General features: G+C 33.0%; 11 protein-coding genes and 1 pseudogene. 11 read left to right on the top strand and 1 reads right to left on the bottom strand.

What is annotated here, in order from left to right:
• The first annotated feature begins 8 nt into the window (after positions 1–8).
• From IDG63_RS02905 to IDG63_RS02885, 5 genes are all read left to right on the top strand, one after another.
• On the top strand, positions 9–299 hold the full coding sequence (locus tag IDG63_RS02905) for a YggT family protein (protein WP_000354114.1): 291 nt from the start codon (positions 9–11) through the stop codon (positions 297–299).
• 109 nt (positions 300–408) lie between these two features.
• Positions 409–1,188: a YlmH family RNA-binding protein gene (locus tag IDG63_RS02900; RefSeq protein ID WP_001805409.1), complete on the top strand. Its 780-nt coding sequence runs from the start codon at positions 409–411 to the stop codon at positions 1,186–1,188.
• A gap of 23 nt (positions 1,189–1,211) precedes the next feature.
• Positions 1,212–1,829 (top strand): DivIVA domain-containing protein, encoded by a 618-nt coding sequence (locus IDG63_RS02895; RefSeq protein ID WP_001117064.1) that lies wholly within the window; start codon positions 1,212–1,214, stop codon positions 1,827–1,829.
• Positions 1,830–2,049: 220 nt separating this feature from the next.
• Complete coding sequence (gene ileS / locus IDG63_RS02890; RefSeq protein WP_000384684.1) at positions 2,050–4,803, top strand: isoleucine--tRNA ligase; 2,754 nt, start codon at positions 2,050–2,052, stop codon at positions 4,801–4,803.
• 289 nt (positions 4,804–5,092) lie between these two features.
• Positions 5,093–5,890 (top strand): VOC family protein, encoded by a 798-nt coding sequence (locus tag IDG63_RS02885; RefSeq protein WP_000274670.1) that lies wholly within the window; start codon positions 5,093–5,095, stop codon positions 5,888–5,890.
• A 60-nt stretch (positions 5,891–5,950) separates the two neighbouring features.
• Here IDG63_RS02885 and IDG63_RS02880 read toward each other — a convergent pair.
• Positions 5,951–6,166, bottom strand: a pseudogene (locus IDG63_RS02880) (IS5/IS1182 family transposase); the annotation flags it as partial.
• Positions 6,167–6,713: 547 nt separating this feature from the next.
• On the opposite strand from IDG63_RS02880, the gene lspA reads away from it, so the two are divergent.
• The 6 genes from lspA (at position 6,714) to IDG63_RS02850 (ending at position 12,775) form a co-directional block, all read left to right on the top strand.
• Complete coding sequence (lspA, locus tag IDG63_RS02875) at positions 6,714–7,205, top strand: signal peptidase II (RefSeq protein ID WP_000549207.1); 492 nt, start codon at positions 6,714–6,716, stop codon at positions 7,203–7,205.
• The gene (locus IDG63_RS02870) at positions 7,205–8,122 is read left to right on the top strand and encodes an RluA family pseudouridine synthase (RefSeq protein ID WP_000451304.1); all 918 of its coding nucleotides are present in this window, start codon (positions 7,205–7,207) and stop codon (positions 8,120–8,122) included. The genes lspA and IDG63_RS02870 overlap by 1 nt, the downstream gene beginning before the upstream one ends.
• Positions 8,123–8,521: 399 nt before the next feature.
• Positions 8,522–9,049, top strand: coding sequence for a bifunctional pyr operon transcriptional regulator/uracil phosphoribosyltransferase PyrR (gene pyrR, locus IDG63_RS02865; protein WP_000003870.1), 528 nt, complete (start codon positions 8,522–8,524; stop codon positions 9,047–9,049).
• Positions 9,050–9,266: 217 nt separating this feature from the next.
• Complete coding sequence (locus IDG63_RS02860) at positions 9,267–10,574, top strand: uracil-xanthine permease family protein (protein ID WP_001178619.1); 1,308 nt, start codon at positions 9,267–9,269, stop codon at positions 10,572–10,574.
• A 27-nt stretch (positions 10,575–10,601) separates the two neighbouring features.
• A complete protein-coding gene (locus IDG63_RS02855) occupies positions 10,602–11,483 on the top strand; it encodes an aspartate carbamoyltransferase catalytic subunit (protein ID WP_001016166.1) in 882 nt (293 codons plus the stop codon).
• Between the two features lie 17 nt (positions 11,484–11,500).
• A complete protein-coding gene (locus IDG63_RS02850; RefSeq protein ID WP_000767028.1) occupies positions 11,501–12,775 on the top strand; it encodes a dihydroorotase in 1,275 nt (424 codons plus the stop codon).

Below are 12,775 nucleotides of genomic sequence, written 5' to 3'. Positions count from 1 at the left end.
GTTAACATATGGATATAAATGTGCTAGCTACAATATTTAAATTTATCCTTTTTGTTGTTGAAATTTATTATTTCGGCATGATTATATATTTCTTTACATCTTGGGTACCAAGTATTAGAGAAACTAAGGTAGGTTATTTTTTAGCGAAAATATATGAACCTTTCTTACAACCATTTAGAAAAGTAATTCCACCTATTGGAATTATCGACATATCATCAATCGCTGCAATTATCGTTTTAGTATTATTCCAAAAAGGGTTACTCCAAATCTTTAATTGGATTTTAATTCAATTACAATAAATTAAGCGACATAACGAGGCAAGGGTACATGATACTTTAGCCTCGTTTTTGATATGTATTTTTCTGAATATAAGGGCAATAGATGGTATTTTATAATTTTTTTAAGGTAGTGATTAACATAGATATTTATCAACACTTTAGACAGGAAGAATACGAATTAATTGATCAGCTAACGGATAAATGTGATCAAGCGGAACAGCATTATGCACCAGTATTAACGCATTTTTTAGATCCAAGAGGGCAATATATATTGGAAGTGATTTGTGGCAGTTATGAAGATTTAAACGTATCTTTTTATGGTGGACCTAATGCTGAAAGAAAAAGAGCAATCATTTCGCCGAACTATTATGAACCTAAAGAAAGCGACTTTGAATTAACTTTAATGGAAATAGATTATCCTGAAAAATTCGTCACTTTAAAACATCAACATATTTTAGGGACATTAATGTCTTTAGGTATCGAACGCGAACAAGTTGGAGATATAATTGTGAATGAACGAATTCAATTTGTTTTGACAAGTAGATTGGAATCATTTATTATGTTAGAATTACAACGTATTAAAGGCGCATCAGTTAAACTTTATACTATTCCAGTAACAGATATGATACAATCTAATGAGAATTGGAAAAATGAAAGTGCAACAGTTAGTTCTTTAAGGTTAGATGTTGTTATTAAAGAAATGATACGTAAATCACGTACGATTGCGAAACAACTAATCGAAAAAAAACGTGTTAAAGTGAATCACACTATTGTTGATTCAGCAGATTTTCAATTACAAGCAAATGATTTAATATCCATCCAAGGTTTTGGTAGAGCACACATTACTGACTTAGGTGGTAAAACTAAAAAAGATAAAACGCACATTACCTATAGAACATTATTCAAATAGTAATGATTTAAGGAGGATAACAAATGCCTTTTACACCAAATGAAATTAAGAATAAAGAGTTTTCACGTGTAAAGAATGGTTTAGAACCTACTGAAGTTGCTAATTTTTTGGAGCAACTAAGCACTGAAATTGAACGTCTTAAAGAAGATAAAAAACAACTTGAAAAAGTAATCGAAGAGAGAGATACTAATATTAAGTCTTATCAAGACGTGCATCAATCTGTAAGTGATGCTTTGATACAAGCTCAAAAAGCTGGTGAAGAAACTAAGCAAGCTGCAGAGAAACAAGCTGAAGCGATTATAGCTAAGGCAGAAGCGCAAGCTAATCAAATGGTTGGTGACGCGGTAGAAAAAGCACGCCGTTTAGCATTCCAGACTGAAGATATGAAACGTCAATCAAAAGTATTTAGATCGCGTTTCCGTATGTTAGTTGAAGCGCAATTAGACTTATTAAAAAACGAAGATTGGGATTACTTGTTGAATTATGATTTAGACGCTGAACAAGTGACGCTTGAAAATATTCATCATTTGCATGAAAATGATTTAAAGCCAGATGAAGTTGCAGCAAATGCACAAAATAATGCATCAAATACACCAGACAATAATCAACAATCCAATGATTCAGAAACAACTAAGAAGTAAGAATTAAATAAAGACAGACGCGTAATATACATTTAACTTTTCACAGCGAATTAGGTAATGGTGAGAGCCTAGTAAAAGCATGTATGTTATATCACTGGCTTTTTAATATTTAAATAATGTAATGAGAGAACTCTAAGTTGAGTTAATAAGGGTGGTACCGCGAGCAATCGTCCCTTTTAATTTAACTTAGAGTTTTTTAAATTTTTAAGGAGTGAAAAAAATGGATTACAAAGAAACGTTATTAATGCCTAAAACAGATTTCCCAATGCGAGGTGGTTTACCAAACAAGGAACCGCAAATTCAAGAAAAATGGGATGCAGAAGATCAATACCATAAAGCGTTAGAAAAAAATAAAGGTAACGAAACATTCATTTTACATGATGGCCCACCATACGCGAATGGTAACTTACATATGGGACATGCCTTGAACAAAATTTTAAAAGACTTTATTGTACGTTATAAAACTATGCAAGGGTTCTATGCACCATACGTACCAGGTTGGGATACACATGGTTTACCAATTGAACAAGCATTAACGAAAAAAGGTGTTGACCGAAAGAAAATGTCAACAGCTGAATTCCGTGAGAAATGTAAAGAATTTGCTTTAGAACAAATTGAATTACAGAAAAAAGATTTTAGACGTTTAGGTGTTCGTGGTGACTTTAATGATCCATATATTACATTAAAACCTGAATACGAAGCTGCACAAATTCGTATTTTTGGAGAAATGGCAGATAAAGGTTTAATTTATAAAGGTAAAAAGCCAGTTTATTGGTCTCCTTCAAGTGAGTCTTCATTAGCAGAAGCAGAAATTGAATATCACGATAAACGTTCAGCATCAATTTACGTTGCATTTGACGTTAAAGATGACAAAGGTGTCGTTGATGCAGATGCTAAATTTATTATCTGGACAACAACGCCATGGACAATTCCATCAAATGTTGCAATTACCGTTCATCCTGAATTAAAATATGGTCAATACAATGTAAATGGCGAAAAATATATTATTGCAGAAGCCTTATCTGACGCTGTAGCAGAAGCACTGGATTGGGATAAAGCATCAATCAAATTAGAAAAAGAATACACAGGTAAAGAATTGGAGTATGTTGTAGCACAACATCCATTCTTAGACAGAGAATCGTTAGTGATTAATGGTGATCATGTTACTACAGATGCTGGTACAGGTTGTGTACATACAGCACCAGGCCACGGGGAAGATGACTATATTGTTGGTCAAAAATATGAATTACCAGTAATTAGTCCAATCGATGATAAAGGTGTATTTACTGAAGAAGGCGGCCAATTTGAAGGGATGTTCTATGATAAAGCTAATAAAGCCGTTACTGATTTATTAACAGAAAAAGGTGCACTATTAAAATTAGACTTTATTACACATAGCTATCCACACGACTGGAGAACAAAAAAACCTGTAATCTTCCGTGCTACACCACAATGGTTTGCCTCAATCAGTAAAGTAAGACAAGATATTTTAGATGCAATCGAAAATACAAACTTCAAAGTAAATTGGGGTGAAACACGTATTTACAATATGGTTCGTGACCGTGGCGAATGGGTTATTTCTCGTCAACGTGTGTGGGGTGTACCGTTACCAGTATTTTATGCTGAAAATGGCGAAATTATCATGACGAAAGAAACAGTGAATCATGTTGCTGATTTATTTGCAGAACACGGTTCAAATATTTGGTTTGAAAGAGAAGCGAAAGACTTACTACCAGAAGGATTTACACATCCAGGCAGCCCTAACGGTACATTTACTAAAGAAACAGACATTATGGACGTTTGGTTTGATTCTGGTTCATCACACCGTGGCGTGTTGGAAACAAGACCGGAATTAAGTTTCCCAGCGGATATGTATTTAGAAGGTAGTGACCAATATCGTGGTTGGTTCAACTCTTCTATCACAACTTCAGTTGCTACAAGAGGAGTATCACCTTATAAATTCTTACTTTCTCATGGTTTTGTTATGGATGGTGAAGGTAAGAAAATGAGTAAATCTTTAGGTAATGTGATTGTACCTGACCAAGTGGTTAAACAAAAAGGTGCTGATATTGCGAGACTTTGGGTAAGTAGTACGGACTATTTAGCTGATGTTAGAATTTCTGATGAAATTTTAAAACAAACATCTGATGTTTATCGTAAAATCAGAAATACATTAAGATTTATGTTAGGTAACATTAACGATTTCAATCCTGACACAGATAGCATTCCTGAATCAGAGTTATTAGAAGTGGATCGTTACTTGCTAAATCGTTTACGTGAATTTACTGCAAGTACGATTAACAACTATGAAAACTTTGACTACTTAAATATTTATCAAGAAGTTCAAAACTTTATCAATGTTGAGTTAAGTAATTTCTATTTGGATTACGGTAAAGATATTTTATATATTGAACAACGTGATTCTCATATCCGTCGTAGTATGCAAACAGTGTTATATCAAATTTTAGTTGATATGACGAAGTTGTTAGCACCAATCTTAGTGCATACAGCTGAAGAAGTTTGGTCTCATACACCACATGTTAAAGAAGAAAGTGTTCACTTAGCAGACATGCCTAAAGTTGTAGAAGTAGATCAAGCTTTATTGGATAAATGGCGTACATTTATGAATTTACGTGATGATGTGAACCGTGCATTAGAAACTGCTCGTAATGAAAAAGTTATTGGTAAATCATTAGAAGCTAAAGTTACGATTGCTAGTAACGATAAATTTAATGCATCTGAATTCTTAACTTCATTTGATGCATTACATCAATTATTTATCGTGTCACAAGTTAAAGTTGTAGATAAGTTAGACGATCAGGCAACAGCTTATGAACATGGTGATATTGTCATCGAACATGCAGATGGTGAAAAATGTGAAAGATGTTGGAACTATTCAGAGGATCTTGGTGCTGTTGATGAATTGACGCATCTATGTCCACGATGCCAACAAGTTGTAAAATCACTTGTATAATTGAAATTGTATAAAGTACTCATACAGATGATATAAATTAAAGCTCTCTTCATAATCATGTTGTAGTTTTTGTTGACATGATGAAGAGAGTTTTTTTGTGAATAAAAAAATGACCAAGTTACCGGTCATATATGTAAAAAATGTGCGATTTACTAAAATAAAAATTATTCAGGAATGGTACAAATTCTCTGAGGCATATAAATGCGTTATAGTTGCTATTCTCAATTATGTTCGCGATAATTTTAAGTAAAAGTAAGCACAGATATTGAATTTGTTAGGAGTTAATTGAATGTATCATCACAGTAACGCAAACTTTGTCAATGGTATCACTTTAAATGTGAGAGATAAGAATGAATTAAAGCCATTTTATGAGGACGTATTAGGATTAAATATTATAAATGAGACATTAACATCGATACAATATGAAGTAGGTCAAAATAATCATGTCATTACACTTGTTGAATTACAAAATGGACGTGAACCTTTAATGTCCGAAGCGGGACTGTTTCATATCGCAATTAAACTACCTCAAATTAGTGATTTAGCTAATTTACTAATTCATTTAAGCGAATATGATATTCCAGTTAACGGAGGTATACAGCCTGCTTCGTTATCATTATTTTTTGAAGACCCAGAAGGAAACGGTTTTAAATTTTATGTTGATAAAGACGAAGCTCAATGGACGAGGCAAAATGATTTAGTAAAAATTGATATTAGACCATTAAATGTACCGAGATTAGTGAGTCATGCAACAAAATTGTTATGGTTAGGTATTCCAGATGACGCTATTATAGGTGCATTGCATATTAAGACAATTCATTTATCAGAGGTAAAAGAGTACTACCTCGATTATTTTGGATTAGAGCAATCGGCATATATGGATGATTATTCAATATTTTTAGCATCGAATGGCTATTATCAACATTTGGCCATGAATGATTGGGTATCAGCAACGAAACGTGTAGAAAATTTTGATACGTATGGATTAGCAATTGTTGACTTTCATTATCCTGAAACAACACATTTAAATTTACAAGGTCCGGATGGTATCTATTATCGCTTTAATCATATCGAAGTTGAAGATTAGTATATACTTTGAATGGACGAACCATATAATGAATCGTTTTTAATGATCTTTTTATACAAGTTATGAAGGAGGCTGGGACATTAAGTTCTTAGGCAATGTAAAAAGCTGATTTCTATTAATTATTTGATAGAAATCAGCTTTTTTGATATGTATTTTATAATGTACAGCTCGTTGAGCTGCTATTTTCCTTATATTAAGTGCCATTAATACAAAACCTAGCTCTCGTTTAACTTTATTTATTCCTCGAACTGACATTCGAGTGAAACTCAAAATAGCCTACTTTCTTAAATTAACAATATCTATTCTCATAGAATTTGTCCAATTAAGTGTAGACGATTCATGTCTTATTTTTTTAAAGTATTTAAAAGTAAAATTACATGTTAATACGTAGTATTAATGGCGAGACTCCTGAGGGAGCAGTGCCAGTCGAAGACCGAGGCTGAGACGGCACCCTAGGAAGGGACCCATCATCAAAAATTCTATTTATAGAATTTTACAGTAATGTGCCAGATGGGCATAGCGAAGCCATTCAATACGAAGTATTGTATAAATAGAGAACAGCAGTAAGATAATTTTTAATTAGAAAATATCTTACTACTGTCTTTTTAGGGATTTATGTTCCAGCCTGCTTTCCTAATTTTTAATGTCATCTTAAATATGATAAATGAATAATTAAGTTCATATTTAATGTCAAAACATAGTAGTTTATCAAGTATTGAGTGAGTAACATTAGATTTAATGTAATATGCTTACTTTTTTTATTAGCAGGTGTAAGCTATAATATAAAGAGTTGTCTCATGGACGATTGATTGGAGGAACGAAAATGCACAAAAAATATTTTATTGGCACTTCCATTTTAATAGCAGTATTTGTCGTTATATTTGACCAAGTTACTAAATATATTATAGCTACTACAATGAAAATTGGAGATTCATTTGAAGTGATACCGCACTTTTTAAACATAACATCACATCGAAATAATGGTGCTGCATGGGGAATATTGAGTGGAAAAATGACATTTTTCTTTATTATTACCATTATTATATTAATAGCCTTAGTATATTTCTTTATTAAAGATGCTCAATATAATTTGTTTATGCAAGTTGCTATTAGTTTACTTTTTGCAGGTGCACTTGGAAACTTTATTGATAGAATTTTAACAGGAGAAGTTGTTGACTTTATTGATACAAATATTTTTGGTTATGATTTTCCAATATTTAATATCGCAGATTCAAGTTTAACAATTGGTGTAATATTAATTATTATTGCCTTATTAAAGGATACTTCCAATAAAAAGGAGAAGGAGGTTAAGTAATGGAGACTTATGAATTTAACATTACAGATAAAGAACAAACAGGTATGCGTGTAGATAAGTTGCTGCCTGAATTAAATAGTGATTGGTCTCGTAACCAGATACAAGATTGGATTAAAGCAGGTTTAGTCGTTGCAAACGATAAAGTTGTTAAATCTAATTATAAAGTGAAACTTAATGATCATATAGTTGTCACTGAAAAAGAAGTGGTTGAAGCTGATATTCTACCTGAAAATTTAAATTTAGATATTTATTATGAAGATGACGATGTTGCAGTTGTATATAAACCGAAAGGCATGGTAGTTCATCCATCACCAGGGCATTATACCAATACATTAGTTAATGGTTTAATGTATCAAATTAAAAATTTGTCAGGTATTAATGGAGAAATTCGTCCAGGTATTGTTCACCGTATAGATATGGATACTTCTGGTTTATTAATGGTTGCTAAAAATGATATTGCTCATCGTGGGCTTGTAGAACAATTAATGGATAAATCTGTTAAAAGAAAATATATCGCTTTAGTTCACGGGAATATTCCTCATGATTACGGTACAATCGATGCGCCAATTGGTAGAAACAAAAATGATCGTCAATCTATGGCTGTTGTTGATGATGGTAAGGAAGCAGTGACACATTTTAACGTACTAGAACATTTTAAAAATTATACGCTTGTTGAATGTCAACTTGAAACAGGACGTACGCATCAAATCCGTGTGCACATGAAATATATTGGCTTCCCATTAGTTGGTGATCCAAAGTATGGACCGAAAAAGACATTGGATATTGGTGGTCAAGCTCTACATGCTGGACTTATTGGATTCGAACATCCAGTAACAGGTGAATATATTGAAAGACATGCTGAATTACCACAAGACTTTGAAGATTTATTAGATACAATTCGAAAAAGAGATGCATAATTGTGTCGTGCAATAATTACGATAACATTATTATGTAAACTATAAGTATTTATCGTTTTCGTTTTTTTAAAATGAAAACACATTATAAAATAGATTAAGGTTAACATTTTTACTGAGATCGGTTAATTTTTCAATATAGATTGACAAAGCGCCTGATTAGTATTATCCTTATAACAGTTTAAGTACAACATAAAGAGTCTTTAATTGAGCGTCCAGAGAGACGTCAAAGACATGAAAATATAGATATATACTAAAATGATCATAACACTTTCACATATGCAAGAATAAGTAGTAATACTACGATTCTTCTATGTAAATAGGCTGATTGTATATACTAAACCTCATGTCGATATTAAAGACATGAGGTTTTTTGTTTCTAAATTTTGAAAGGGTGAGAATATGTCTGAACGTATCATAATGGATGATGCCGCAATACAACGTACAGTGACGAGAATCGCTCACGAAATTTTGGAGTATAACAAAGGTACTGATAATTTAATTCTTTTAGGTATCAAAACAAGAGGTGAATATTTAGCGAATCGTATACAAGATAAAATTCATCAAATTGAGCAACAACGTATACCTACTGGAACAATTGATATTACATACTTTAGAGATGATATAGAGCACATGTCATCACTTACGACAAAAGACGCAATAGACATCGACACAGATATTACAGATAAAGTAGTCATCATTATTGATGATGTGCTGTATACTGGTCGAACGGTTCGTGCTTCACTTGATGCTATTTTGCTAAATGCTAGACCTATTAAAATTGGTTTAGCTGCTTTGGTTGATCGAGGACATCGTGAGTTACCAATTCGAGCAGATTTTGTTGGTAAAAATATACCTACTTCTAAAGAGGAAACGGTAAGTGTCTATTTAGAAGAAATGGATCAAAGAAATGCAGTTATAATTAAATAATACCCCTTTTAATTCAGTACGAGAGACTGAAAAAGGTGGGGGAGTTGAATGATAAATAAGTTTTCATATGCTTGTTTATCTAATAATACCCTCATGTTCGACAACTATAAGTCAATTTCTATGGACGAAAATGACTTGTAGCAACTTGTCACACTTTTTGTCTCTTTACATATACTGATGTAAAGAGATTTTTTTATTATCGGAGGAAATGAATATTATGCAAAATGATGAAATGTTTGAACGAACAGTAAAACCTGTACTAGATGTAAATGAAAAACCACAACCAGCGCAATGGGCATTTTTAAGCTTACAACATTTATTTGCGATGTTTGGCGCAACAGTACTAGTACCATTCTTAACAGGATTACCAATATCCGCAGCGTTACTAGCTTCGGGAATCGGTACATTACTTTATATCTTAATAACGAAGGCGCAAATACCAGCATACTTGGGATCTAGCTTTGCATTTATCACGCCAATTATCACGGGATTAAGTACGCATAGCTTAGGAGACATGCTTGTAGCATTATTCATGAGTGGTGTTATGTACGTCATCATCGGGATTCTAATCAAATTAAGTGGGACAGCATGGTTAATGAAATTATTACCACCAGTTGTTGTTGGACCAGTCATCATGGTAATTGGTTTAAGCTTAGCGCCTACTGCAGTCAATATGGCAATGTATGAAAATCCTGGAGATATGAAAGGTTACAATATCAGTTTCTTAATTGTTGCAATGATAACCTTGCTTGTAACAATAGTCGTTCAAGGATTTTTTAAAGGATTCCTATCTTTAATTCCAGTACTTGTAGGTATTATCGTAGGTTATGTGGTAGCGATTTTTATGGGGATTGTGAAATTTGATGCAATTATGTCAGCAAAATGGATAGATTTCCCTCATATTTATCTGCCATTTAAAGATTATGTACCTTCATTTCACTTAGGACTTGTACTGGTAATGATTCCGATTGTGTTTGTAACAGTAAGTGAACATATTGGGCACCAAATGGTATTGAATAAAATCGTAGGTAGAAACTTCTTTGAAAAGCCAGGACTTGATAAATCAATCATTGGTGATGGTGTTTCTACAATGTTTGCCAGTATTATTGGTGGACCACCAAGTACAACATACGGTGAAAATATCGGTGTATTAGCGATTACCAGAATATACAGTATTTACGTCATTGGTGGTGCAGCAGTTATAGCAATTGTTTTAGCATTCATTGGTAAGTTCACTGCATTAATTTCTTCTATACCTACACCAGTTATGGGAGGAGTATCTATATTACTTTTCGGTATTATTGCAGCAAGTGGCTTAAGAATGCTAGTTGAAAGCAAAGTAGATTTTGCGAACAATCGAAATTTAGTTATAGCTTCAGTAATTTTAGTTGTAGGTATCGGTAATTTAGTATTTAACTTAAAAGAAATTGGTATCAACCTTCAAATTGAGGGGATGGCATTAGCTGCACTTTCAGGAATTATTTTGAACTTAATCTTACCTAAAGAGAAAAAACAAAACAATTAAGATTTACAAATTAAGGAGGGCGCTTTTATGAATCATTTATTATCAATGGAACATTTATCTACAGATCAAATATACAAACTTATCCAAAAGGCAAGTCAATTTAAATCTGGTGAACGTCAACTACCAAACTTTGAAGGGAAATATGTCGCAAATTTATTCTTTGAAAATTCTACTCGAACAAAATGTAGTTTTGAAATGGCAGAACTTAAGCTAGGGTTAAAAACGATTAGCTTTGAAACATCAACATCATCTGTTTCAAAAGGTGAATCTTTATATGACACATGTAAAACTTTAGAAAGTATTGGCTGTGATTTATTAGTCATTAGACATCCGTTTAATAACTACTATGAAAAATTAGCGAATATTAACATCCCAATTGCGAATGCTGGTGATGGTAGTGGACAACATCCAACACAAAGTTTACTTGATTTAATGACGATATATGAAGAATATGGATATTTTGAAGGCTTGAATGTATTGATTTGTGGAGACATTAAAAATTCACGTGTCGCACGTAGTAATTACCATAGTTTAAAAGCATTAGGTGCAAACGTAATGTTTAATAGCCCAAATGCTTGGATTGATGATTCTTTAGAAGCACCTTATGTAAATATAGATGATGTTATAGAAACAGTAGATATAGTTATGTTATTAAGAATTCAACATGAAAGACATGGGCTTGCAGAAGAAACTAGATTTGCAGCAGATGATTATCATCAAAAGCATGGCTTAAATGAAGTGCGCTATAACAAATTACAAGAACATGCTATTGTTATGCATCCGGCACCTGTGAATAGAGGAGTAGAAATACAAAGCGATTTAGTAGAAGCTTCAAAATCAAGAATTTTTAAGCAAATGGAAAATGGCGTTTACTTAAGAATGGCAGTCATTGATGAATTATTAAAATAGGTAAGGGGACGAAAATGATGAAATTAATTAAAAACGGTAAAGTATTACAAAATGGCGAATTACAACAAGCAGATATTTTAATTGATGGTAAGGTAATTAAACAAATTGCACCTGCAATTGAACCAAGCAATGGTGTTGACATCATAGATGCGAAAGGTCACTTTGTGTCACCTGGATTTGTCGATGTTCATGTTCATTTACGTGAACCTGGTGGTGAATATAAAGAGACAATTGAAACTGGTACTAAAGCTGCTGCTAGAGGCGGATTTACAACTGTATGTCCAATGCCTAACACAAGACCGGTACCAGATTCTGTAGAACATTTTGAAGCTTTACAAAAATTAATCGATGACAATGCTCAAGTACGTGTATTACCTTATGCTTCAATTACAACACGTCAATTAGGTAAAGAATTGGTTGATTTCCCAGCACTAGTAAAAGAAGGTGCCTTTGCGTTTACAGATGACGGTGTAGGAGTACAAACTGCAAGCATGATGTATGAAGGTATGATTGAAGCTGCAAAAGTAAACAAAGCCATCGTAGCACACTGTGAAGATAATTCATTAATCTATGGTGGTGCAATGCATGAAGGGAAACGCAGTAAAGAGTTAGGTATACCAGGTATTCCAAACATTTGTGAATCTGTTCAAATCGCAAGAGATGTACTATTAGCTGAAGCAGCAGGTTGTCATTATCATGTATGTCATGTTTCTACTAAAGAAAGTGTTAGAGTCATTCGTGATGCTAAACGCGCAGGCATTCATGTTACAGCTGAAGTTACACCACATCATTTATTGTTAACAGAAGATGATATTCCTGGTAATAATGCCATTTATAAAATGAATCCACCATTGAGAAGTACTGAAGATAGAGAGGCTTTGTTAGAAGGGTTACTAGACGGTACAATTGACTGTATCGCAACAGACCATGCACCACATGCACGTGATGAAAAAGCGCAACCAATGGAAAAAGCACCATTCGGAATTGTTGGTAGTGAAACAGCATTCCCATTATTATATACGCATTTTGTAAAAAATGGTGATTGGACATTACAACAATTAGTAGATTACTTAACAATTAAACCATGTGAGACATTTAATTTAGAATACGGCACATTAAAAGAAAATGGTTATGCAGATTTAACAATCATTGATTTAGATAGTGAACAAGAAATTAAAGGAGAAGATTTCTTATCAAAAGCAGATAATACACCATTTATCGGCTATAAAGTTTATGGAAATCCGATCTTAACAATGGTTGAAGGCGAAGTTAAATTTGAGGGGGATAAATAA

Origin of the sequence: Staphylococcus sp. EG-SA-14, assembly GCF_017151935.1 — a bacterium.
Classification (GTDB): domain Bacteria; phylum Bacillota; class Bacilli; order Staphylococcales; family Staphylococcaceae; genus Staphylococcus; species Staphylococcus aureus.
The sequence above is the reverse complement of the archived record's forward strand: the minus strand, read 5'-3'. Positions and strand labels throughout refer to the sequence as shown.